This window comes from Priestia megaterium (assembly GCF_046599315.1).
In the GTDB taxonomy this organism is placed as follows: Bacteria; Bacillota; Bacilli; order Bacillales; family Bacillaceae_H; genus Priestia; species Priestia megaterium_F.
The window spans coordinates 36,926-61,730 of the sequence record NZ_JBKIKC010000020.1 but is presented as its reverse complement, the minus strand read 5'-3'; the positions used below and the strand labels follow the sequence as shown (position 1 = coordinate 61,730).

25 protein-coding genes are annotated in these 24,805 nt (G+C 34.4%); 14 read left to right on the top strand and 11 right to left on the bottom strand.

All coding sequences use genetic code 11. The features are described from left to right. Window positions 1–430: 430 nt before the first annotated feature. On the top strand, window positions 431–982 hold the full coding sequence (locus ACLHDF_RS29060; protein ID WP_413921878.1) for a L,D-transpeptidase: 552 nt from the start codon (window positions 431–433) through the stop codon (window positions 980–982). Between the two features lie 675 nt (window positions 983–1,657). Next, window positions 1,658–1,924, top strand: coding sequence for an AbrB/MazE/SpoVT family DNA-binding domain-containing protein (locus ACLHDF_RS29055; protein ID WP_413921877.1), 267 nt, complete (start codon window positions 1,658–1,660; stop codon window positions 1,922–1,924). A gap of 101 nt (window positions 1,925–2,025) precedes the next feature. Here ACLHDF_RS29055 and ACLHDF_RS29050 read toward each other — a convergent pair whose 3' ends face one another. Together ACLHDF_RS29050 and ACLHDF_RS29045 are read right to left on the bottom strand one after the other, a co-directional pair. Continuing rightward, complete coding sequence (locus tag ACLHDF_RS29050; RefSeq protein WP_413921876.1) at window positions 2,026–2,199, bottom strand: hypothetical protein; 174 nt, start codon at window positions 2,197–2,199, stop codon at window positions 2,026–2,028. Between the two features lie 104 nt (window positions 2,200–2,303). Next, entirely contained in the window at window positions 2,304–3,176 is an 873-nt protein-coding gene (locus ACLHDF_RS29045; RefSeq protein WP_413921875.1) for an alpha/beta fold hydrolase, read from the bottom strand. Between the two features lie 149 nt (window positions 3,177–3,325). Here ACLHDF_RS29045 and ACLHDF_RS29040 point away from each other — a divergent pair, with 149 nt between their 5' ends. Together ACLHDF_RS29040 and ACLHDF_RS29035 are read left to right on the top strand one after the other, a co-directional pair. After that, a complete protein-coding gene (locus tag ACLHDF_RS29040) occupies window positions 3,326–4,036 on the top strand; it encodes a MerR family transcriptional regulator (protein WP_413921874.1) in 711 nt (236 codons plus the stop codon). A 539-nt stretch (window positions 4,037–4,575) separates the two neighbouring features. Further along, complete coding sequence (locus ACLHDF_RS29035; RefSeq protein ID WP_413921873.1) at window positions 4,576–5,013, top strand: Hsp20/alpha crystallin family protein; 438 nt, start codon at window positions 4,576–4,578, stop codon at window positions 5,011–5,013. 41 nt (window positions 5,014–5,054) lie between these two features. Here ACLHDF_RS29035 and ACLHDF_RS29030 read toward each other — a convergent pair whose 3' ends face one another. Continuing rightward, window positions 5,055–6,314, bottom strand: coding sequence for a cytochrome P450 (locus ACLHDF_RS29030; protein ID WP_413921872.1), 1,260 nt, complete (start codon window positions 6,312–6,314; stop codon window positions 5,055–5,057). A gap of 795 nt (window positions 6,315–7,109) precedes the next feature. Between ACLHDF_RS29030 and spxA the strand changes: the two genes are divergently transcribed. Next, complete coding sequence (spxA, locus tag ACLHDF_RS29025; RefSeq protein ID WP_413921900.1) at window positions 7,110–7,508, top strand: transcriptional regulator SpxA; 399 nt, start codon at window positions 7,110–7,112, stop codon at window positions 7,506–7,508. 177 nt (window positions 7,509–7,685) lie between these two features. Here spxA and ACLHDF_RS29020 read toward each other — a convergent pair whose 3' ends face one another. Continuing rightward, window positions 7,686–7,859, bottom strand: a complete 174-nt coding sequence (locus tag ACLHDF_RS29020; RefSeq protein ID WP_413921899.1) for a hypothetical protein — start codon at window positions 7,857–7,859, stop codon at window positions 7,686–7,688. Between the two features lie 45 nt (window positions 7,860–7,904). Continuing rightward, window positions 7,905–9,335 carry a PLP-dependent aminotransferase family protein gene (locus ACLHDF_RS29015; RefSeq protein WP_413921871.1) on the bottom strand — a complete coding sequence of 477 codons (1,431 nt, stop codon included), beginning with the start codon at window positions 9,333–9,335 and terminating at the stop codon, window positions 7,905–7,907. A 112-nt stretch (window positions 9,336–9,447) separates the two neighbouring features. On the opposite strand from ACLHDF_RS29015, the gene ACLHDF_RS29010 reads away from it, so the two are divergent. Further along, window positions 9,448–10,377 carry a DMT family transporter gene (locus ACLHDF_RS29010; RefSeq protein ID WP_413921870.1) on the top strand — a complete coding sequence of 310 codons (930 nt, stop codon included), beginning with the start codon at window positions 9,448–9,450 and terminating at the stop codon, window positions 10,375–10,377. 413 nt (window positions 10,378–10,790) lie between these two features. Here ACLHDF_RS29010 and ACLHDF_RS29005 read toward each other — a convergent pair whose 3' ends face one another. Continuing rightward, window positions 10,791–12,083, bottom strand: a complete 1,293-nt coding sequence (locus tag ACLHDF_RS29005) for an MFS transporter (RefSeq protein WP_413921869.1) — start codon at window positions 12,081–12,083, stop codon at window positions 10,791–10,793. A gap of 157 nt (window positions 12,084–12,240) precedes the next feature. Between ACLHDF_RS29005 and ACLHDF_RS29000 the strand changes: the two genes are divergently transcribed. Both ACLHDF_RS29000 and ACLHDF_RS28995 read left to right on the top strand, forming a co-directional pair. Beyond that, the gene (locus ACLHDF_RS29000) at window positions 12,241–13,155 is read left to right on the top strand and encodes a LysR family transcriptional regulator (RefSeq protein ID WP_413921868.1); all 915 of its coding nucleotides are present in this window, start codon (window positions 12,241–12,243) and stop codon (window positions 13,153–13,155) included. A gap of 119 nt (window positions 13,156–13,274) precedes the next feature. Further along, complete coding sequence (locus ACLHDF_RS28995; protein ID WP_413921867.1) at window positions 13,275–13,715, top strand: DMT family transporter; 441 nt, start codon at window positions 13,275–13,277, stop codon at window positions 13,713–13,715. A gap of 149 nt (window positions 13,716–13,864) precedes the next feature. On the opposite strand, the gene ACLHDF_RS28990 is transcribed toward ACLHDF_RS28995, so the two are convergent. Beyond that, on the bottom strand, window positions 13,865–14,110 hold the full coding sequence (locus ACLHDF_RS28990; RefSeq protein ID WP_413921898.1) for a YolD-like family protein: 246 nt from the start codon (window positions 14,108–14,110) through the stop codon (window positions 13,865–13,867). Window positions 14,111–14,692: 582 nt separating this feature from the next. On the opposite strand from ACLHDF_RS28990, the gene ACLHDF_RS28985 reads away from it, so the two are divergent. Beyond that, window positions 14,693–14,902 (top strand): cold-shock protein, encoded by a 210-nt coding sequence (locus ACLHDF_RS28985; protein ID WP_413921866.1) that lies wholly within the window; start codon window positions 14,693–14,695, stop codon window positions 14,900–14,902. A 510-nt stretch (window positions 14,903–15,412) separates the two neighbouring features. Beyond that, window positions 15,413–15,922: a GrpB family protein gene (locus tag ACLHDF_RS28980; protein WP_413921865.1), complete on the top strand. Its 510-nt coding sequence runs from the start codon at window positions 15,413–15,415 to the stop codon at window positions 15,920–15,922. A 384-nt stretch (window positions 15,923–16,306) separates the two neighbouring features. Here the strand turns inward: ACLHDF_RS28980 and ACLHDF_RS28975 are convergent, their stop codons facing one another. The 3 genes from ACLHDF_RS28975 to ACLHDF_RS28965 form a co-directional block, all read right to left on the bottom strand. Then, window positions 16,307–17,614, bottom strand: coding sequence for an MFS transporter (locus ACLHDF_RS28975; protein ID WP_413921864.1), 1,308 nt, complete (start codon window positions 17,612–17,614; stop codon window positions 16,307–16,309). Window positions 17,615–17,679: 65 nt separating this feature from the next. Next, on the bottom strand, window positions 17,680–17,967 hold the full coding sequence (locus tag ACLHDF_RS28970) for an ArsR/SmtB family transcription factor (RefSeq protein WP_057238061.1): 288 nt from the start codon (window positions 17,965–17,967) through the stop codon (window positions 17,680–17,682). Window positions 17,968–18,228: 261 nt separating this feature from the next. Further along, window positions 18,229–18,660, bottom strand: coding sequence for a dual specificity protein phosphatase family protein (locus ACLHDF_RS28965; protein ID WP_413921863.1), 432 nt, complete (start codon window positions 18,658–18,660; stop codon window positions 18,229–18,231). A 474-nt stretch (window positions 18,661–19,134) separates the two neighbouring features. Here ACLHDF_RS28965 and ACLHDF_RS28960 point away from each other — a divergent pair, with 474 nt between their 5' ends. Then, on the top strand, window positions 19,135–20,820 hold the full coding sequence (locus ACLHDF_RS28960; RefSeq protein ID WP_413921862.1) for a NucA/NucB deoxyribonuclease domain-containing protein: 1,686 nt from the start codon (window positions 19,135–19,137) through the stop codon (window positions 20,818–20,820). Window positions 20,821–21,804: 984 nt separating this feature from the next. Here ACLHDF_RS28960 and ACLHDF_RS28955 read toward each other — a convergent pair. Further along, complete coding sequence (locus ACLHDF_RS28955; protein WP_413921861.1) at window positions 21,805–22,047, bottom strand: hypothetical protein; 243 nt, start codon at window positions 22,045–22,047, stop codon at window positions 21,805–21,807. 315 nt (window positions 22,048–22,362) lie between these two features. On the opposite strand from ACLHDF_RS28955, the gene ACLHDF_RS28950 reads away from it, so the two are divergent. The 3 genes from ACLHDF_RS28950 to ACLHDF_RS28940 all read left to right on the top strand — a co-directional run bounded on the left by ACLHDF_RS28950 (window position 22,363) and on the right by ACLHDF_RS28940 (window position 24,593). After that, window positions 22,363–22,674: a hypothetical protein gene (locus tag ACLHDF_RS28950; protein ID WP_413921860.1), complete on the top strand. Its 312-nt coding sequence runs from the start codon at window positions 22,363–22,365 to the stop codon at window positions 22,672–22,674. Between the two features lie 242 nt (window positions 22,675–22,916). Continuing rightward, window positions 22,917–23,753: an STAS domain-containing protein gene (locus tag ACLHDF_RS28945; protein ID WP_413921859.1), complete on the top strand. Its 837-nt coding sequence runs from the start codon at window positions 22,917–22,919 to the stop codon at window positions 23,751–23,753. A 279-nt stretch (window positions 23,754–24,032) separates the two neighbouring features. Next, window positions 24,033–24,593 (top strand): MEDS domain-containing protein, encoded by a 561-nt coding sequence (locus ACLHDF_RS28940; protein WP_413921858.1) that lies wholly within the window; start codon window positions 24,033–24,035, stop codon window positions 24,591–24,593. Window positions 24,594–24,805: the final 212 nt, after the last annotated feature.

The following is a 24,805-nucleotide window of genomic DNA, read 5'->3' as shown; positions in this document are numbered from 1 at the left end:
TGGGGAAACAAGAATATAAAGTAATACGGAGCAATGTTAGCCATTGCTAAATACAAAAGAAACCCTATGACTAACATAGAGTTTTATCAGACCTATCATTATTTATCATCTTTTTTAACTTTTTCTAGTCCTTCTTGAATGAGTGCTCTTATTGCTTCATTTCGGTTATTATATCTCTTCTCATGCCAATACTCTTCTATTTCTTCTAATTGTTCCAGTGGGAAGGTAACGAGAACTTGTTTATTCTTACTTTTATCAACTACGATATAAATCCCTCCTTTTAAGTATTATAACCACTAAAACCTATATTGAAATCAGTCTATATATTGGTTATAATGTATATATATTACATATATCAAATATTGGTTATATTACCAATATAACTAGAATTATGTATATAATATTCATGACAAAAGGGGAATATAGGTCGATGAAGAGGTTCTTGGTAAATTCATTAATGGTATTTGCACTTGCTTTTGTAACCCTGTTCGGAAGCTCAGGAGTTAAAGCTGAAGCAGCCGCAACAAAGAGTGATGATTTAATTATTATTAATAAGCACTACAACAAACTAATCTATTATCATAATGGATATGTTGAGATGATTGAACCAGTTGCTACGGGGAAAAGTTGGGAGAAAACACCTGTAGGACATTTTAAAATCGTGAATAAAATTAAAAATCGTCCATATTATACCGGACATATTCCTGGGGGTGACCCACGTAATCCACTTGGTAAACGTTGGTTGGGTTTAGATGCTAATGGAACAAAAGGCGATACATATGCTATTCACGGTAACGCTAATGAATCAAGTATTGGAAAATATGTAAGTCAAGGATGCGTGAGAATGCATAACGCTTCAATTGAGAAACTCTTTGATAAGGTTAAGGTTGGAACACCTGTTGCAATTACAAACTCACCTAAGAGCTTTCAAGAACTAACAAAAATTTATGGTTATAAGTTTAAAGGTTATAATACTAAATAATATATATAAAGGCAGCCACTATATTTTTTATAATGGCTGCTTTTTATTTTCGTTCTATCATCTGCATTTGAAAAATTTCTATTTCTTTAATAACTGCTCCTTGAAGTTCTTCTTTTAATATTTCATTTTTGATTATTGGGACGATTGTTTGTTCATGACTTCCTGTAACCCTGGGTATTACTCCGGCCTGGTGAAAAAAGCTCTCCATTTTTTCACTTTTTCAAAGTTAGAGCTCACATTCTTTTCTATTGTATAGCTTTGAAATAAGCTACAACTTATTATCCTCAAATTTCTAATCATTTTTTAAGAATCTTCTAAGTATATGTTAATTTTTCACTAGTATATTACAACAATAATAGAGGATATTTCGGAGGAATGTTTGATGAAAATCGTATTTGGACCAGCTGAATTTAAAGAATGTCAACATGTTGAAGAGGTAGCTAAAAGGAAAATGACCTGTATCATTTTTAGAGTAATATAAGTCTTTTTAATTTAATCTTCTCCATCTATTTTGTAGCATCAGTATTTTGACAATTACCGATAGAAAATATAGTGATGCTAATAAGCGCTGTGACGCAATTAACTTTTGTTTTATGGGAAATACCTCTTATTAGTTGTGTGAATTTCAGCATTTATCATAGCGAGTAATAGCAAGGAAGGTAGGCGAAAGGAAGAATGAAATCAAAAGGTATTATACGAAGAGTAGATAAGTTAGGGCGTGTAGCTCTTCCAGTTGAGATACGAAGCATTTTTAACATTAAAGAGAGAGCTCCTGTAAAAATTCATATAAATGAAGACAAGATTATTTTAAAGAAAAATAGGCATTTGCTCGAATGTATGATAACAGGTGAAATCTCTCTACAAAACAGGTTATATTCAGGTGGAATAGTGTTAAGCACAAGAGGAGCAGAAATTTTATTTGATGCATTAAAAAATAACTAATTGAAATAGTGGTAGCAACATTATAAACTGCATATCTCATGTTCTAAAAAGACTGAAGACACATTTACATAAAAAAAGAGAAGGTTTTCACCTTCCCTTTTTTATGGCGTTTTAATATCCCCACGAGCTAGATAGACGGAATCATTTTCTGGAGAGATTTCGAAATCATGGTTTTTATCTCTTTGCTCTTTAGGTATACTACCGCCAACTGGCGGTTGAACCATTTTACTTGTTGGATATTTCGAAGCTGCTTCTTTATACTCTTCTTTGTTCATATATTTCACCTCCACTTTTATCATGTCCTACTAAGGACACTTTATTGTTTAATTTTTATATAGCTGTTGAAGTCGTTATTAAGGTTTTACTCATTTTTATAAGATTAATTCAAATTTTTAACTAACCAAGGCTTTATCAGTGATAGAACGTTTACAGGTTGCATGGCTTTGGTATGATCCATATCATTTCCTTTCAGGATTTCTATATCCCATCCCAATTTCTGTAACTCTTTTTTGTTTTTTTGTAGTGTACCAACAATATCAACTATTACATTGCCAAAGTTTTCTCCATAAACAATGGTATCTTTTTCGCCAGCAAACGTCATCTTAGGAATATTTATTTTATGTTGAATTTCTCCATCGTTAAATTCCATCAAATTTTTGTACATCGTAACAAACTGTTTAGTTTGATTTATGTCAATCTTCACTTGTACGTTATCCCAATTAATCTTTTCTGGAATCTTATATTCTTCTTGTTCATCATAAGTAGGGGAATATTGATTATTCAAAGCCTGTTCATATGTTTTACTAGTCACTACCATCATCTCTTTGTAAGGACCGTCTATCGGCGGAAACCCACCCATGATTAAGCTTTCTAGTCGGTCTGTTCTAATTGCTAATTGTAAGCCAACTAAACCTAACCAAGAGTAACCATAATAACTAAATCTCTTAATGTTCATTTCATCCGCAATTACTAACAGATCTTTTATTATGTTTTCAGGTGTGAGATTTTCTGGATTTGGATGTTGCAAACGGTGACCTTCATAGTCGAAATACAAAATCTGAAACGTATCTATGAGCCCCTCGATAAAATGTTTTCCTAATTCAGGGTCTACTCCCCACAACTTTAAGTTTTCTGCTTCCTGTCCATAAATGGAATCTTTGGCTACTGGAAGCATAATTGTTTTACAGTTGGAGTTTCCCACTAAGCCAACCTTTAATTCGGACTTATCCATAAGTTTTATGAATTTCTCCACTTTATCACTCCTAAATTGTTTATACTACTATCGTATAACATTCATGCAATATTTCGGTTATTGTCCGATTTGACCTCTATATAACAGTATTTCGTTTGAAATTCGTTATTGTAGCACTTGAAGGTTTTACTTTAAATAAGGAGTGAAGAATGAATATATATACCCCTAAACAAATTGCAACTATTTTAAGTGTAAGTACAACAACTTTGAGGAGATATGAGGAACAAGATCTTATTCCTAATGTACCAAGAACGAAAAGCAATCACCGTTTCTATACATCGATACACTTACAGGCCTTTACTACCATTAGAGCATTATTAAAAGGGTATAACATACCTGTTGTTTATGAAGTCATGAGAATGATTAAAAACGCAAATATTGAAAAAGCTCTTTGGTCGGTAAATAAACAACAATTCCATCTACAAGTGGAGAAACAGAGAGTTGGGGAAATACTCGCTATGATTCAAAGTGCGAATTTTACCTCATATAAAAATATAAAAATTAAAAAACATATAAGTATTGGGGAAGCTGCAGAAATAGCAGGAGTAAATACTTCGGCTATTCGTCATTGGGAGAATGAGGGGTTAATCCGTTCAGAACGGAATAAAGAGAATGGGTATAGAATGTTTACGATACCTGAATTGCGTAAGATACTTGTCATCAGCAGTTTAAGGAAAACGGTTTATTATATTGAGAATATGAAACAGCTCTTAGAGGATTTAGATACACAAAGCCATATTAAAATCGAGCGTGCTTTTCAATTGGCTTTAGAAAACCTGAACAATCAACTGTTACTTCAATTTAAAGGAATTACAGAACTGACAAAATATATAAGCTTTTATCAAGAAATAAATATTTAAAAAGAGATAATAAAGCTTGTACTCATGCAGCAACAATAAAGGAATAGATACCTATTAGTGAATGAAATCGTGATTCTTTAGATACTATGTAGCTACTGCAGTAAGCTTGCCTGTCCACTCAAAAATAAAAAAGAACCCTTACTGCAGTAGGGAGAGGAGTAGGTAATGATGTAAGGTGTGCTTGGATTATAGATGCTAGGAGTTGTCCCAATAGTTTATTCTTTTTATTAAATGGACGTGAGATTGAAAGATGCCTCAACATCTAAAGGGAAACGCAGTGAGAAGCAAAAGAAGCATGATAAATCGTATGTTTCAGCCCTAAAAGGGAGTAAACATCTATATGAAATTTTAGTCTTAGATACCTTGCCTTATTTTATTGGATTCTTAGTCTTCTAAAATGTTTGATTATCATTCTTTAGGATGTGTGGAAAATATGTACTTCATCAATTAACGATGAAGATATGGTGTACATGACTTGAATGACTTCTCTAAACAGGAGCCATACTAATCTCATGCTAAGAAAGAAGGAGAATGTATCAATGGCACTTGTACCATATGATCCATTTAGACAACTATCTAATATGAGAAAAGATTTTGAACGCTTCTTTTCTGATTTTCCATCTACTTTAGGAACAGATACGAATCTTGGAGATATTCGAGTAGATGTTCACGAAACAGAGAATGAAGTGGTGGATAATTGTGATGTTCCAGGACTGCAAAGTAAAGAAGATTTGGATATTACAGTTGAAAATAATACGCTAATTATTAGTGGATCTACTACTCGAACAAATGAGGTAAAAGAGGAGCATATGCATCGAAAAGAGCGTTTTGTAGGACGTTTTCATCGTTCTGTGTATCTTCCAAGTCCTGTATCTAACGAAGGGATAAAAGCCTCTTATAAAAATGAAGTTCTAGAAGTTAGAATGCCTAAATTAGCAACAGATCAAAAGAAAAAAATTGACGTGGATTTTCATTAAAAAAGTAAAGGGAGCCAAAAGTGGCTCCTCTTTTTATTAAATTAAAGCGTTCTTTTAATACTTTTAATCACGATTTTACTATGAGGAATAGATGGCATATCAACCATGATAAAACTTAAATCTTGGTCAGGAATCTCATACTCTATTCGATGTACTAGATAATCAAGACTCACTTTCATGACTTCAAGAGTGACCCACTCACCTGCACAACGATGTCCCATAAAGTAATCTCCACCACCCTGTGGAATGAAACTGAAGGGGCTTCCTTCCCATCTTGTAAAACGATCAGGATTGAATACATCAGGATTGTCCCAAATCTTAGGATCGTGATTTGTACCGTAAAGATCTAGCAAAGTTAATGTACCCTCCTCAAATTTGTAGTTATTCCAAGTGAAATCCTTTTTTACCAATGCCGTGACAAACGGGAAAAATGGATAAAAGCGACGAACTTCCTGTATGAAAATCTGTGCATATTCTTCATCTTTAAATTTAAGTTTGCCCTTCTCCTCAGGGAAATGGTGTAATGATAGGGCAATAAAATTAATAAAGATAGCAATTGCTACAATTGGTCTCAAGATGTTTATTACTTCTACGGCAGCAGTTTTGGTGTCCAGAAGATTCCCTTCTAAATCACGATACTGCGCAAATCTGTATAATATGGTATTAGTGGAGATATTCATATTTCCATTACGAACCTCATCAATCAGTTCTCCCATCCACTTTTCCACCCGATTTCGCGCATTTCTCCCGAGCCAATGGTTTGGACCAATGGCAGCCGGCGATTCAAACATCGCTCCCAAATCTTTTGTTAGTTCCCTAACTTTTTCTTCTTGTACCGGTATACCAGCCCATTGACAGGCTGTCCTGCACATAATTTCCTGTGCCTCTTCATAGAGAATAACCTCATCCATCCGTATCCATTTATCCACTGCCATCTCCCACTGCTTTTTTGTAATGTCGATTAGGCTTTTAATTCCATCAGGCGACATAATCGACATAAACATTTCCTTACGATGTTTATGAGCCTCTCCGTCTAAAGCCTGAACACCATTCTTACCAAACAATGTTTGTACGACTCGATTTGGTGCTGCGTCTTTTCTTTGGAACTTTTCAGTGTCATAAAAAACTTCTGCTGCTTCCTTTCCTCCCATACAGATTGCTTTCTTTCCAAGCAATCGTGTCTCGAAAATATCAGAATGAAAACTCTGACGTCTGTTTGATATATACCTATATCCTTCTCTTATAAGGCTCAAGCTGTGATCTATTCCTTCTTCTCGAGGTATTTTATTTGTATTCGACATATCCTTCATCTCCATTCTTCACGAGTAATGGTCTTATCTTATGTTAACTATTTCCTGTTTATCCTTCAAAGACCTTAATCCTCCATACCCCAATTGAGGTAAAGTATACCTTTAAAGAGGAGTAGTAGTTTTCTGTTTTTAGAATGGATATGATATGAAGTTTTAATTTACATAATAATGATTAGATTATCTACTTCTCTAACTTTAATCATTGAGGATTATTTCATTATTTTCACAGTTTTTATTCCTGAAAAAGTCGTGCTTTCCATAGGAGGTGTTCAGTAGATGGTGATGTAAGAGGTGCTGGGTTTTTATATGCTAAGGGTTAGCCTAGTGGCCTTTATTTGTCATGAAATGGACGAGAAATCGAATGTATGCCTCACTAATACAGTAAGTCAAAATCATACATGGAAAGGCATTTTCCGTACTAATCATACCTTTTTAAATTGGGATTATTGGGACATTAAAGTTTAAGAGTTTACTTGCAAGTGTTTTAAATTTTTTGCACTAAAACTAAATTATTAAATATTTTTATAACGTTGACGTAAACATTATAAAAATTTATGATTAGTTAGTGTAAAAACATATACACCAATCACTCGTTGCCGAATCTGTAGCTGCAGCGAGGCTATGGAAAATGCATAAAGGTGAAGAACTGGATACCCTTGTTGCATCTAGTGGAATATCAATTAAATTCAATTTCTGTAACACATACATAATATGAGTTTTTGGTTTAAACAAGATTCATTAATCAAAGATTTTGAAAAGAAAAGAAATATTGATGAGGTGCGAGAAATGATTAATCTATATACGACAACAAGCTGTACTTCTTGCCGAAAAGCAAAGGCTTGGCTTGAGGAAAATCAAATTGATTATATTGAGAGAAATATATCACATGATCCTCTTAAGGAAGATGAAATCAAAGGCATTCTTAGCATGACAGAAGAGGGTACAAATGAAATCATTTCTACAAGATCAAAGATACTTCAAAAGTTAAATATAGAGATAGATACACTTTCGTTACAAGAGCTATATAAATTGTTAAGGACCCATCCTACTATACTTAAACGACCCATTATACAAGATGAGAAAATGTTACAAATTGGATATAAGGAAGAGGAGATACGGGCTTTTATTCCTCGGAGACTTCGTACCTTCACCATTATCGAACAGTCTGCAGTAGGTAATCATTAGGGGGAATAGAAGAGCGATCAACGGATGCCTTAACTTCTAAAGCAGATTGTAATAAAAGGCATCGGAAGTGTAGTAAGGCATATATTTCAGATTCTAAAAATGAGTAAATACAACTACATTTATATAAAAAGGAGAAGGGTTTTTACCCTTCTCCTTTTACTATATAATCCTCTATACTTAAATACTCTTCTTCATGCCACATTCCCGACATTCGCGTAAAAAAACGCCATTTTTTATGGGAGTTTTGAAGTAAGCTAAATTACAATTGTCACATAAACCACTTACCTTATCTGGATATTCAGCGTAATTTTCATTTGGGTCTGAAGGGATGAGCTTTCTCGTTTGGAAAATCTGTAAGGTATTTTCATGTTATGCTACTGTTAAAAAGTCATTCCTCTAATTTCCATCTGGACATAACCAACGAAATAGACTGACAAGTCGTTTTAAGCCCTCCCTCAATTGTTGTTCATTCAGATAGGAATAGCTCAAGCGTATCCATGATTTTAACTCCCTGAGTGGATCACAGATGGAACCGGGGACAAAAGTAATGGATTGCTCCATGCACTTACTAAGAAGACTTTCCATTGGGATCGACTCGGGGAGCATAATCCATAAATTAAAACCTCCTGTCGGGCTGGACCATTTCCAGCCGGTGACAGACAATTCTTCTTCCATTATGTCCTTGCGAACTGCCAGGGCAATCCGCAGTTTTTCCAAATGTTGCTGCATCCGTTCGGAAAAGAAATAATGCAAAAAAATCTTTTGGTTCAACAATGGCGCTCCACTGTCTGATAATGATTTTGCGCTCACGAAAAATTTCATCAAGGATGGATGGCAAGCCACACTTGCAATACTCAGACCAGGAGCTACGTATTTACTAAAGCTACGAATATAGATGACATATCCTTCTGTGTCATAAGAAAAAATCGGCAGAGGGGGCTCCTCCCCAAAGTAAATGTCACGGCAGGGATCATCCTCTACTAATAGACACTGGTATTTATGGGCAATATCTACCAACCTCTTCCTTTGTTCGGCCGGTACGGTGTATCCGGTTGGATTGTGAAAGGTAGGGTTGAGATAAAAAAGGCGCGGTTTATATTTCTGCATGATTATTTCTACCTCATCCAAATCATAGCCAGAAGGGTGAATCTCGATTGGAATGATTTTAGCACCTTGTCTTCTGAAAACATCAATGGCAGGGCTGTAAGTGGGTCTCTCCAGCAATACTGTATCTCTCGGCTTTATCAAGACTCTGGAGATTAAATCAATGGCTTCTTGCGAACCGGATGTAATTAACAATTCATCCTTAGTTAGGTAGAAATTATACTGATTTGTGAAATAACGGCACAAGGCTTCCCTCAGTTCTTGATCCCCCTGAGTGGTAGAATATGTCCCCAGCACTTTTGGATACAGATCAAACACTTTCTTAACGTATTCTGAAAAATAAAGATTGGGCAAAAGATTAGGATCGAGCAGTGCTTTGGAAAATTGATAAGTAGCTTGAACCTGATGAATTTCAGAGAGATGGCTTTCATGTACGTAGGCTGAAATAATAGGGTCGTGTTGTGAATCCACTGGCAGAATGCTTCCTGGTTGAACATAGTATCCTGATTTATCCTTGACATACACATTTTGGTTATTTTTCAGCAATTGATACGCTTTAAAGACAGTTAGTCGATGCACATCGAATTCCATAGCCAGCGTGCGAACAGAAGGAAGCTTTTCATGTGCCTTCCACTCTCCGCGCCTGATCCTTTCCAGAAGATAGTCATAAATTTGTTCGAAAAGCTTATCTGAATGAGTGTTTGAGAGAATCTCTCTTTTCATACCGTTCTCACCTCTTTCCTTATAGTATATATGACTTATTTGAAATCTGTTCTATTTTATCTAATCTGTTCTATTACTTCCTGCTTATGATGAGGAAAAGGAGGAATTAGAAATGGTATTATTCAATTATATCTTGATGTGTTTGATTTTCGGGACGACTTTTTTAGCTATCAAAGTAGGGATTGATACGGGGGCATCGCCCTTTTTCTCAGCCGGAATTCGTTTTATGCTTGCAGGTATGGTTCTATTTTTATTGATGGCTTGGAAAAGAAAGGCGAGTTTATCACTTCTACTCTGTAAGGAGATGTTCCTTACAGGAATTGGATTAACCCTCGGGGTTTTTGCACCATTGTATTGGGCAGAGCAGTATGTGAGTTCCGGAATTGCAGCAGTATTATCAGCAACAGCCCCAATCATGATTCTGCTGCTTCAAGCTGGCATTTCTCGGCAAAAGCTTTCTGTCACGTCCTGGGCAGGTTGCCTCGTAGGATTTGCTGGTGTGATCTTACTTCTTTTACCTAGTTTTACTATCACATTTAATAAGTTTTGGATATTTAGCTGCGTTGCTATCTTATCAGGTCAAATCTTTTATTCTGTCGGTACTGTCTATTCCCGGCGTGTAATACAACGGTTTCAAGATACCTCCCCCATCACTTTGAATGCAGCTCAGATGATGTATGGTGGAGGGATGCTGCTTGTTTTATCGTTGTTCACGGAAAAAGTGCACATTGAATCCATGCTAAACCCAAAGGCTATCACTTCGCTTCTATACTTAATTATCGTTGGTTCCATGATGGGACATACTCTTTTCTATTGGCTTGTAGCCAAAACGAATCCCGTCTTTCCATCCACTTGGCTCTATATCTCTCCCTTGATTGCCCTTAGTTTGGGAGCTCTTTTATATCATGAGCCTCTTACATTACTGTCGTTGGCAGGGGGAATCACGATTATCGTTGGAATCGTTCTGGTCAATGTGGATAACTTAAGACAGTTAGTGGACAAAAAGCCAAACAAAGTGGAAAAAGTATGCAATCAACGATAATACTTGATACATGACAATAAAGCAATCAATTTTAAAAAGTAAGGACACTTTATCTATATTAACGTTTCAATTGCTATAATTTTTGTTCTTTTATATGTAAGAAAAACCCGTAAAAACCCTGAGTTAAGCAAGTCCTATGTGAGAAGATACTAATAAAAGAGAATTATAAAGAAGAAAAAGGTAATTAAAAATAGCTTTAGGAAAACGCAGATATACAATATCAAGGAAATTCAAATAAAAAGCCTAATTTCTCGCTTTAAGCACATAGAAATTAGGTTTTAGCCACTTCAGAAAAGCACCTTTTAATAATTAAATAGATTCTATCCAATACAGGATGCTTTTCCAAATCCATAAAAAATTTGTTGGATAAATAATTTATCCTCTACGGTGCGAGTAAAGTAGATACATCGATTTTAGTTTTCTATGCATTGCTGTTTATTCATTACTCCCTCTTTAGTTAATTGATTTGAATATTGTTTTTTAATAATAATGACAAATAAGCTTGCTAATATACAGAAGGCTCCTGCTAAGACGAAGGCCCACGTATAAGAGTTGAAAAATCTATAAATTAGACCGCCTCCATATGCTGCTACTGCAGAACCTGCCTGATGAGATGCATTAATCCAACCATAAACTATTCCACTTTTATTGATGCCAAAGATTCGTCTTGAGATACTAATAGTTGGTGGAACAGTTGCAATCCAATCTAATCCATAAAACACAGTAAAGATAATTAGCATAGTCATAGACCCTTCAATTAATGCATAAGGAAGTAATACAAGAGAAGCTCCTCTTAAGCCGTAGTACCAAAACAATAGCCACCGATTATCGAAACGATCTGATAGCCAACCGGATAGAGTTGTTCCTACCAGGTCAAAAATTCCCATAAACGAAAGAAACGAAGCTGCTGTAACTAAAGGGAGTCCAAAACTCATACAGTAAGAAATAAAATGTGTACCAATTAAGCCGTTCGTTGAAAGCCCACAAATAAAGTAACTTCCAGCTAATAACCAAAATTCCTTCACTTTCACAGCTTCGAATAAACCCTTGAAGGCTATAGTAATAGGATTTTCCTTTTGTCTTTCATTGCTCCCTTGTACTTCTTGTTCAAGTCCATAGGGAAGAATACCAACATCCTTTGGTGTGTTTTTCATAAATAAGAGGATTATTATAAGCATAATGAAACTAAGGACCATAATTAAACAAAGTGCTGGGCGCCACGAATAATTTTCTATAATAGCCGCCAAAACAGGAAGTAGAATTAACTGACCTGTCGCTGTACTTGCCGTTAATATTCCTACTGCAAGCCCTCTTCTTTTCTCAAACCAATGATTCGCCACATATGGACTTAACACTGTTAAAAAAAGACTTGATCCTAGCCCAATAATAAAGCCCCAAATGATGATCATCTGCCATGATTGATTCATAATGAACGTTAGTATAATGCCAGTCAGCAAAGTTGTCATAGAAATAATCATCAATTTTTTTAAGCCAATTATATTAAGTAATGCTGCCATAAACGGACCTGATATACCATATAAAAACATACTAATGGCAAAAGCTAGTGCAATAACAGAACGATCCCAGCCAAATTCATTTTCGAAAGGTTCTATGAAAACCCCTGATGATGACATGACGATTCCGGCTACAATAATAGAAAAAAATGTTATAACCAGAATAAACCAGCTATAGTGTATATGTCTCAAAACTTAATCACCCCTGTTATCTTCAAATATTGTCCTGTTTTCTATTGTCCTTAATATTAAGTCATAACTTATTATCAGTAAAATTGAAAAACACGATGTTATCCATCGATTTTTTTGATACTATAAAACCAAAAGTAAAATAAAAGTGGGTGATATGATGGAAATACGTCATTTTGTTACATTTAAAAAGATCATTGAAACGGGTAGCTTTACACAAGCAGCAGAACATTTAGGTTACACTCAATCCACGGTGACTTCTCATATTCAGGCACTTGAAGAACATATAGGTGCACCTCTTTTTGATCGAATGGGTCGAAAGGTTAGATTGACTGATATTGGAAAGAAGTTGTGGCCCTATACTCAAGAGATTTTAGATACCTATGGAAAGATCGAAAGCATCACCAATGATGGAGAGGAAATAAGAGGGGAATTAAAGATTGCAGCCCCAGAGTCTTTAACGGTATACCGTCTAGAACCAATATTAAGAGAATATAGAAAGAAGTTTCCTCATGTAAATATCAGTTTAAGCAACGCAACCTGCGGAGATAATAAGAGAGCAATACTTAATGGTAGTGCAGATATTGCATTTGTCATGTTGCCGCAGTTGCAGGATTCAGATTTAATCGTCCATTCGTTATTGGACGAACCACTTGTCCTTGTTGGAAGTGCTGATTGTTGCTTGCTGAATATTTTAGATAAAGGCTACGAAAATCAAAGGATAAGCGAGTGTCTGATTGTGAACGAGCAAGAATGCAGTTATCGAACGATATTTGAAGAGTACCTTAGAGAACGGGGAATCGTCCCTTCCCACACGATGGAGCTTTGGAGTATAGAAGCGATGAAACGTTGTATAATGAGTGGGCTTGGTATTGCTTGTTTACCTTTAATGACAGTAAATGATGAAATCAAGGAAGGAAAGTTAAAAATAATTCCCTGTGTCGGTGACTTTAAACAAATTTTCTCCCAAGTCGCTTATCGCAAAAATAAGTGGATTTCTCCAGCTTTATCAATGTTTATTGAGATTACTTTGAAACATGCAAGAGGCTGGTCATGTGCAGAAGCTACTTGTTGAGCGAACATGGTGCTTTTTAGTATTGAAATTTCTTTAGTCATTCAAATATAGAAGAAATATTAACAATTCTCAGTTGCAATCAGCTCTGTTGAATATAAAAGATTTATGGGAGGGCTATAATGATAATTTTCTTAATTATATTTGCATTATTAGCTGGCATGGCTTTACCTACTCAATTTAGTGTCAATGCTCAATTGAGATCTGTCGTACATTCCCCTATCATTGCTTCGACTATTTCTTTTATAGTAGGTGCAATTGTTTTGCTTATTATATCTTTGTTCGGAAAAGGTATGAGTGTGAATAAAGAATGGTTCGCAGCACCGTGGTGGGTATGGACCGGCGGTCTTTTAGGAGCTTTTTATGTAGTTGCATCTATTATACTTATACCTCGGCTAGGAGCGACTGCTACAGTTGCTTATATTCTTGCAGGTCAGATGGTTGCTTCTACTTTAATTGACCACTTTGGATTAATAGGAGTGCATGTGCACTCTTTAAGCATTCCTAGAGTAATAGGAATAGTTTTAATCATTGGTGGAGTTATTATCATCCAAAAATTCTAAAGTGTAATAATATAAAAGAAAATAGTTGTGAAATCGACAGTAAACATAAGATCATACAGTAGAAAAAATAACTAATACTTTATCTAAATAAGCACTGACTATCTCCTCTTTTAGTTAGTGCTTATTTTGAATACGTTTTTATTTTTTCCTTACATAAAACGAACATCAATTAGCTCACTTAACTTTATTTTAATTTTTAATTCAAATACTTCATCTATAAAAATAAATAAATCCCCTAGGGAGTCAACAAATTGTATGAATCCTGTTTCGATTATACGCTGTCCGTTCTTATAATATGTAAGGTATACTTGTTTATTTGTATGTGATGCTTCAATCAAGATGAAATTGATTTGTTCCATTTGCTCTTCTGTTAAAACAGGTTGAGCTACGGATATTAGGGTTATGCGACATGGATTATTCTCTTAATATAAGTATATAGAGTAAATAATTTCAGAATTCACTTTAAAGCGTTACGGTGTTAAGGTGATAGTTGACAACTTTTCTTTTATTATTATCTTAAGTCAAAAAGCATAAACCACCTGTAGGTAGTTTATGCTTTTTACTTTTTTATTTAAGGAGCCTTTCCTATTTAACGTTTTATACTCCCTGCCAACAAATATAGGCTTTTTCCATAAAGTGTGTAAATGTTGTAACTTATTTTAATGGAAAGCTTTATCTGTTACATATCCAGTATTAAAACTGTTCGTAAAAGTCGCGTGCTAGATTAAAGGCGTTCGTATATGGTTTTTGTACTTAAACGAACTTTTAAAACCGTTCGCTAATAACGTTTAATTTTTGTCCGTGAGAGTATGCTTTTACGGGCGGTGTATTAAGGAAAATGAATTTACGTTAATTTTATAGATTAGAAAAACCAGACTTAATAATAAAGACACAATTCAATTTTCTCCATTGATTTCCTCTCCATGATACAAATGTTATACAATATAAAAAGACTGATAATTTAGGGGGAAGATTATATGGGAAGACAAAATGGAACAATTAAGTGGTACAATTTTAATAAAGGATATGGTTTTATTACAACAGAAGATGAAACTGAGATTTTTGTTTCTTTTCGCTCTATTGAAGGGAATGGTTATGCAGATCTGAGAGAAGGTCAAAAGGTTTCCTTTGACGTAGAAACAGGTCAAAGGGGTCTAGAAGCAGTACGTGTACGGGTCCTAGACTAATACCCTACGATCATCTGTTATTTAAAAGGAAACAGGTTATTCCGTTGCCTTATTTGTGCTTTATAAAGCTGTTTTGACCATTAGTCTAAAATAGGTCACATACTATTATAAATTGTAGAAAAAATAAAAAGCTCTCCCTACATTGGTAAGTGAGGTAGCTTTTTATCGGGATTCGCAATTATAAAGTGCCAGAATATAACCGCAAGTAAACAATATCACATTTTTTTCAAAAAAGACTATTTTTATAGGGACGAGCATATGAATAAAACGTGCACTTTTTATACATCAAATTCTATCCACTTATCCAAGGAAATACCGTTATATCAAGGATGCATAAAAAGCTGCATAAAGAAGAAACAAGGCCCCACCGAGAACCCTTCTCCCAATAAGGGTTCTCTTTTTAATGTCTTCTGGAAAGAGTGATTGTGTTAACTAACTTTGTATATCGTATACATTAACCCATATCAATGTACTAATGTAATATTTCAAAGAAAGGAAGTGGGATTTCGAATGAAAATTGATGAGATAATTAGTGTAGTTCCTTATGATAAACAGTGGACTATTTTATTTCAAAATGAAAGGGTAAATCCTTTTAAAGCTTTTAAAGAAGGTGCCATTGATATACAGCATTTTAGCAGTACCCCGATACAAGGGATGTTTGCAAAATCCATTATTGATATCCTAATAGGTGTTAAAACACTCGATTTGAAAAACTCCGTAGCTAATAATCTAATACAGCTTGGTTATGAAGGGTTTGGAGAAATGGATGGAACGGGAAGATTATATTTTCGAAAACGTCAAGAACATGCCTATGACCTTGCTGTTGTCATTTGGAATAGCGAGCAACCGATAAATAACCTCCTTATAAGAAATTACTTAAGAAATAATCCACGTATAGCCAAGCAATATAGTGAAAGAAAACTTAGCGCCATTACTAAAGGATATACTACACTACTCTTTTATTCGGACGAAAAAGCTGATTACGTATCCAATATACTCGAGCAGGCTAAAAAAAGTTGAAGATACAATTATAAAAAAAGAAAACTTAATAACAAGAAAATCCCTTAAATGCAAGGGATTTTCTTGTTGTTAAATATTAAGGGTGTAATTGCTTGTTACTTACATATCATTTAATATTTTTGTAGATATTTATTATAACCTATCAAATCATTTTGAGAAAGCGAAAAAATGAAAGCGATTACTTATTTTTAAAACAAAAAGGCGTCTTTTCTATTCCATACTGATAAGGTACACTATGTTAACTAAAGATGTATACCATATACAGCGTAAAAACAGAAAAAACTACCCTGCTGTCTGACAGGGTAGTTTTTCTGTTTCATGAATGGTAATCATCGATTAGCTGACGTTGCAGCACGTCTTGAGTAGTTTGCTGTAAATCTCATATTACTCAGTACTCTTTCGTTCTACTATAGATAACACAAAAGAAAGGATTAATAACACTACAAAGAAGAAGAAGGAAAAATTAAGATTTGAAGAAATCTCTAATAAACGGCTGGATATGGAAGGACCAAAAGACATCCCTAAAAAGTTGAAGAGATTGTATACCCCTATCCCCATCGACATTTTCTCCTTCTCTATTGTATGAGGAATTTCAATATTAATAATTACAGTTAGAGCACTAAAACTTATATAGATAAATAATACTCCTAGTGTGATCATAGCCATAGAATGAAGACCAAGAAAGATTAGAATGCCAAAACCTATTAATTGTACACCAATAGATATAACCATTAATTTCTTGTTACTTATAAAATGAACAGCTTTCCTCACAAGTAGACTAATCAAAAAGCCTACTATTGAGATACTACATAAGATAAGACCAATTAGGATAGTCGATACATGAAATGTTCGAATGGCCTGTAAAGGAAAAAGAAACAAAATAGCTACCATGGCTGCATTATTAATAAAGCTAACTAAGATTAATCTGTTAAAAGAATAAGATCGAAATACGGAAAAATCAATAAATAACAAGACTCCTTGTTTTTTACTATGCAAGCCTAATAAGAGGATAGAAAGGACGCTTAGAATAAGCAAATATCCATTTAGTTTTACTCCTAAGATAAAAGAAATAACAAAGAGAAATAAATAAAACAACCCGGAAAAATCAAAGGGTTTAGTCACTTTCTCTTTACCAGCATATCCAGAGGGGACAAAGTAGTATAGGCCAAAAACTACGAGTAAAGTCAGGCTCATAAATAAGAATAAGGATGGCCATCCCCAGGTATGAGTTAGTATTCCTCCCATCAAAAAACCAAATCCAGAACCTAGAGACAAACACCCTCCTATTAATGTAAGAGTGACATTTCGCTTAGCTAATGGAAGATATTGATTTGCTGTGATCATGGATAAAGCAATAAAAGAACTGCCTCCCATAGCTTGAATAACACGTCCTATCAGAACTCCAATATATCCATTAGATAAGTAGCCTATTACTGAACCTAAAGTGAATAAAAGAACACCAATCATTAATAATTTTTTTATCTGAATGTAGGAAGCTAATTTGCTATATGTGATTGAGCCAAAAGTAATAACCAATGTATAAGAAATAACAATCCAACTGATTGCAGAGCTCGTAACACTCAAATCTTTTGTCATATCCTCAAGAGCCACGTTAAATAAAATAGCATTAATGACACCAGATAGAACAATGAAACATAACGTTACAATGAGATAATTCGTCCTGTTTTTCATAAATAACTCCTCTTTGATCAAATAGTCATAAAACTTTAAAACTAATTATTGAAAAAAAAGCTACTTTATAATGTAGCCAAAAATCCAGGAAGGTATTGTTTAAATATTTCGGTATTCAAAGAAACGTATTTAGTTACACCTTCTCGTTTAATTGTTACCAGCTGTGCATCAGATAAAATTTTCAAATGGTAAGAACCATTTGATTTACTAATTCCTAAACTCCTTCCAATATCTGTACATCGCGGGCAATTTTCTTCTTGAGATAAGATACGAATAATATTTATTCTCTTTTCATCTGCTAATGCATTAAATATTTTAACTCTTTGAAGGTCATTTGTTTGTTCTAAAGTCATAAAACTATTATATAATAATTAACCAAATTGTCAACTATTGTTATTTTCCTTAGAGATGGCTACTTTGATTTATTTTTTAGTACCTAGAATTGTGATTATGGTAACTTGTTCAAGATAAATGTTTTACCTCATATAGACAAATGGATACTCTCTAAAAAAGCCGTTGAAATAATAATCAACTGCTTTTTTGTAAACTATAATTTCCGATAATTTAACATATTGACTGAAAGGATAATAGTCTTATTTAAAATAAATTAGAAATCATGGATGTTGGATATAAGCCTCAAATTGAGCTAACAAATTCATATAATTCTCAGGTGGATTAATGTCTGGTTTTCTTTGACGTATAACTGATAGAGCTTGATCTCGTCCTAGGCTAAAACGCTGCATATAAAACGCTGTAATGACAAATCCTAGACGTTGAATTCCTGCTGTATCATGTAATAGAACAGAGTACCCTGAATCAATTAGGTTATTTATCAACTTAGTCATATCTATAGTCCATTGCAGACTGGGAGGTGAAGAGAGAGTAAGAGGCGCCCAAATCATGATCCGGTGACTGAAGTCAAAAGGTGGTTGATCCTGTTGTATTTGAAGATTTATAATAGCTGAAATATGGCTATAAATAAAATTCCAATCGAAGTTTTTTATTCGTCCCCCAATATATAACCTTCCTGGTATCATTTCCACCATACTTATGAGATAACCCTCCTTTATAAAAGATATCTTCCAAAAATGCTCGTTAATTCTGATAAAGTTTAAAACTGTACATAAAAATATAATTTTTTGCTAAAAGGCTTTTCACTATTTTATTTCCTATAATTTGTTTTATGTTAAGTAAATCGTAAAGTATTTCATAAAAATCCACAGTTTAACTATTTACCTTAATGACGACAAATGGCGCCCGATTGTGGAGAACCTTTATAAATAAAGGGATTTTTTATATGACCCATTTTTCCTAGCACGCTAATTAATATGGTAATTATTGTAGGTTTTTGGTTTCATTTTCCTTATATTATATTGTGGGAGAATTTTTTTTATAGTATTCTATCATCGATTTGGATGCCATCGAAGTAATGAATCTAGTTTATTATCTGCAAAGATAATTCCTCTATATGTTTCTAAGACAACATTTTATTCCAAATCAAAAAATAAGGGAGGGATAGGATGTCCAGGTTTTATAGACGTATCGTTTTATCTGTATTTTTTTTGTTTTTGGTCACAGGAATGATTTCACCGGCGCAAGCGCAGTCTGATTCAAATGGCGGAGGTTATTGGCTCCCAAACAACAAGGAGAAGATTGAAAAGGCAACTAAACTTATGAAGCAAGGCAAGTCAGTTGAAGAGATTGGAATTAAGCAAGATCAGATCCAGAAAAAAGAAGGCATCCAGACATTAGATAAATTGATGGAGGAAGACCAGCAAAGTGACACAACATACAGAGCGAACATGGCGCCTCCGATCAAGACAGCAGCCGGATGGACACCCCCTGACTTCGACTATGATCATATCCTGACTACAGAAGAATGCCAGGGAAGTCCAGACAGCAGTTCAGAAACAGGGTATATTAAGAACCGGTATTCCTTCTGTTGGTCCCACGTCGCAACATATCAAGTCCCAGTAAAATGCATTGGTGGGTTCTGTTTTTACGAAGGCGTTCAATTTCAATTCACTGAAATAGGTTATGGCTCCAACCAAAGCCGGAAAATGAGGGTCTATTATACACTTGATAATATCCTCGTGACCCATCCATCCTTGAATGGGGCCAAGTTAAAAATTGATATGGTATGTGAATCCAAGGTAAACGCAGGTGACTGTAAAGAGGATCCTGACTTTCCGCCGACGGAACGAACAATCGCCCAATGGAAAAACACGAACTTCAGCACAGAAATTTTCACATCAGAAGCACCCCCACCGACTGACGCAAACCCTGATCAGTTAGGGTACATGGAATTTTGGCCAAAACTTACCCTTACACATGCACCAAGGAAATTCAAAAAAAGCATTGATGGTATTAAACAGACCGTTCGTTACGATTCTGCAAAATATATGTTTGCTTTCCCAGATCAATATTTCTGGCAAGGAGCCGTATTCAGTAAAGCCAGACCAATCTTCAATGTTCCGGTCACAAAGCCAGAATTTTCGATGTTAGCCGAAGCTGGACAGCATTGGAAGTTTGCGATGGATTATCCAGATCAGACGAAGCCTCAAATGGTTGGAAAGAAAATACCGGGAGCTGTGGGAGACAGCACACTGACACGGATGTATACGAAACGTCATCAGGATGAATATAATCGCAATAGGAACAAGACAAGAAGGACTTGTGACAGGGAATTCGGAGATGAGGATCGGACCGGCAAGCAGTGTGACGAATATCCGTTTGCTTCCACCTGGGAAGGTTCGGCGACCAATGGATCGGATAATTTTTCAGTAAAAATGATTTCAACCGAATCGAACGGCGCTGCAGGGACATGGCTTGGTGCCTGGTACGCCTATGATAGGATTCTGGATGGGGACACTTTCAATGTGCAGGTCGAAGCCCCTGAGAAAATAGCTACGATCAGATCGGAAGGCCAGCCTCAGGATGGACAGGATAACCGATCAAGTGATAACTTCACGATCGGGAATATCCCTTCTTACGCGACCAAGTTACAATGGAAAATCGTCGACGGCCCTACTAATGCGAAATTCGATGTCATGAAAGACATCAGCTTCGGCATCGACGAAACGATCTTCAATGACCTTACAGACGGATCCGAGACAGAAATCAAAACGAGCGAAGATTTCTACATTGCCAGACCGGAAAACACCGATGGAGAAAGCTTCACTGTCGAAGTTTATGCAATCCCATAATAATAACTTAGAGGCTGGCCTTTAAGTATGTGACACTTAAAGGCCGGCCTCTTTTAAACCATTAGAGAATCAGATCCAAACCTACTGTTTCAACATTACGTTATTCCTTTAATTCAAGAAATACTAATTTCTTTTTTAATAGTCCTATATTTATAAAAAACGCTAGTAAGGTTTAACATTTCGTAAACAAAACAATATTTAATCACTATTTTTACTCTTCCTGATTATTTAACAATCTGGCCCTTTCACGGAACAACTCTATCGTCGGTGAAGAGAATGTTAGAAAGAATATTATTTTCTACTACCTAAACAGCTACCTAGGGTCGATTAAAGTAAAGAGGATTAACTATTTAGTTATAATATAGTGGTTGGTCACTATAAAACAAGATTTTAAGTTAAAAACAACAGGTAAATGATAAATAATAATTTATGTGGAGAGGTGTTCAATTATGAAGAAGTCTACAGCAGTTCTACCAGAAGCTGCGGATCGAGAAGATTTTGCTTCAAATTAGTATCTTTGATAAAGATGAAAAAATAAAAAAGCCCTTAATAAAAGGGCTTTTTGTTATGCAATTTCCTATAACCTCCATTATGTTAACTAAGGTTGTATATGGTATATAAAGCGTCGCAAGCAATATCTATATCGTCATATGGTGATACATTTCCATCAGCAAATGTAGTAACTTGAAAGGTTTGAAGTGCCTTAGAATACACTAATTCCATTAATCCAGGCATGGTATGGGTAATCGTGCTATCCTCATATTCAATTAGAGTATTAAGCATTTTTTATATCGGTTATGCTCATAAATAAATGTATTCCTTCCCATCAGGAGGAAACTTTAGGTACAAAGAGACCAAATAATTTATTTTATTTGTTTCTTCTGTCCCTCACACTAACATAACGATATGAAAGAAATATCCTTGAATTAAATTCCTTATCCTTTTACTACCTAGAATTCCTATTATGTAAATTTTAAAAGTAACTTATTGTTCAGTGCCTTCTTTTTCCGCAGTATTTATTATTCTACACAAAGCTATAGACGTAGTCTCCACATCCGGAAAATGTTCAATATAACCTGTTTCAACATTTGTTACTTGAAAATTCTTTAGTTCTTTAGAATAACTGAGAGAAAAGGTATTATTTACATTACAAATGGTATGAGTGATTTCACTATCTTCATACTGTAATAAAGTTTCTAACATCTCTTTGATTTTAATGATTGTCATCTATCAATGAACCCCCTTCTCACTATTTTAAAAAAATTTATAAATTAAAGTTTAATCCATTTTAACATAGGGTATATTTATAGGTTATTACCTTCAATAATTGAAATAAAGATTTTAAAAATGAAATAAATTTGTAAAAAACCAATAAAATGTAATTTTCTATTAAGGTTAGGCGCTATATTGCGAATACAATATAGTTAGGAGCTACAGAAATATATGGTAAAAAAGATGTAAATAAAATATACGTTTAAGGGGTAAAGATACAAAGAATCCTATGTAAAAGTGATATTTTGAGGAGGTAGGAGGTAGCTGAAATTGAGTAGTGCATCTAGATTTAAAATGCAAATTTACAGTCCTAGATGGGGACACAATGACCTTTATCAGTTTATAAAAACAAAAGATGGTTGGAAGTTTGAAAACTATAGATGTAAGGGTGAAGTAGATAGAGGTGGTAATCCTTTATTCTATAAAGCACTTGCTTCTGAATCTATTTCCTCCCCTGATTATTTAGAAGATTACATTTCTATTACTTGGGAGAATGTTGACAAGTTAAGTAAAAAACAAGTTCAGATTGTTTTCGATGAACTATCTAAATGGGTATCAGCTAGTAGAAATGACCTTAATTAACCCTTTATCATGTTGAAAAAAATGAGCATGATACATAGGTATATCGATGTTTAAAGATTCATTATAAAAGCTTTGTTGTTTTTTATCTAAAAACATATCTAGTGTCGTTAGTACAAAGAAAGAGAACTTTTCTTGATATACAAAGACTGAGACTGAAAATAAAAATAGATAATATTTCATTTGGAGATATTGATTAATTAAAGATAACTATAATCTAAAATCGAATAAGGGGCGTATTTAAAATGAAAATTATTTATAACCAGAGAGAGAAAATGACCGATTTTATTAGAGACAACAAACAGAATTTCCAGGATAAACTCTTATCAGAGGCGGTTAACGTAGCTTCTAAGATTAATGACATTTTAGAAACTGGGAATATTGATCTTTTAAAAAATGCTCAAAAATTATCTTTATATGTCGTAGAGCAAAAGGAAGAACAACTCATTGCTTTCGCTCAGCAAGAAGGGATAGCCTGGGCAGAGCACACCCTAACTCTTGCCTTTAAACTAGAGTGGGTACAGGCTATTAGGCGAACATTGTGGCATTTTCTCTATCAATATGACCGAATAAATAACCATTTTAAAGACCGTGAAGAATTTTATGCCTTAGAGAAGCGTATTAATGATAGGATTGATCAATTTCTCAACACTTTTCTGATTAGTTATTCCAGGTATAAAGATGAATTAATCGCCTCCCAGAGGGACTTAGTTGAACATCTATCAGTACCTATTATACCACTTAGTCAATCTGTAGCTGTATTGCCCTTGATCGGAATGGTTGACATCCATCGTATCCAAACGATTGAGGAGAAAGTATTGATGGATATTTCAGATTTAAGGATTGAAACATTAATTATAGATCTGTCTGGAATTGCTAACATGGAGATGCATGTCATTGACCATTTTCAAAAAATATTAACTGCAATTTCAATGATGGGATGTAAAGCTATTCTCACAGGTTTACGTGCTGATCTGGTGCGGACAATGATTCACTCAGGAATCTCCTTTGAAGGAAAGGCAGAAGCAAAAGGAACATTACAGCAAACATTAAAAGAATATCTAGAACAGAACCGACTGTAGGAGGAATAGAGAAGTTTCCTCTACACGCGGAAATACAGATGAGTTTGTGAAAATACATTCGTATTGAAAAAGTAAATAAAGTTTATTCTATCTAAGTAATCATTACTAAGATAGCCTTGGAGTTATAACTCTAGGGCTGTTTTGCTATAACACTGATAAAATACTAATTCCGTATGTGATATACATCTTAAACAACTTAATGTAAAATTATCACAAATGAGAATACCTTATTAGCCTATAATTTTTTGAATTTTCGCCAAAATCATTCTGAGGTGAACTATGAAAACAATTAATTCTATATCTAGTTCCAAAAAATTTGATAAAGGCCATGTCTTTTACCGTTATGAAGATAACCAATTTTACATAAATAATTTAATGAGTTTTATTAAGAATGGATTAGAGAGTAAACAACGTATATTAATAATTGAGAGTATGAGGACACTTCCTCAAATTAAAGCTAAAATTGATAAAGAGTTTAATCATCAACAAAAAGAATCTATTCGTTTAGTTAATAATTTTGATTATTACTTGGCAAATGGTGATTTTCACACAGAAACCATTCTTACTCATTTTCAAGAAGATTTGTCTATGTTGAAAATGAAAAATACATGGATCAGAACATGGGCTCACGTAGAATGGGCTTCAGAGGAACCAGATGTTCTTTTACTAGAAAAATTTGAATCAACTGCCGATAATTTTGTTAAAGAGGAAGGTATGATTTCTATTTGTGCATATGCTGCTGATTCTTTATCTTCAACGTTGGATGCTACTCTGCAGCAATTACATCAATACATTATGACAGATGATACCTTTTTTATTTCTCCCTTTTACAATGAGTGAATTTATTAAAAGTATGGCCATGAATCTACATATCCATAGCTTTTTTGGTTCCTATATCGGTGATTATGTTAACTACTATTGTATATGATATACAGCTTAAAAATCGGAAAAACTACTGAACAGGGATCAGTAGTTTTTTCTGTTTCATGAATGGTGATCAATAGTTAGCTGACGTTGCAGAGCGTCTTGGGTAGTTTGTTCAAAATAGAGTA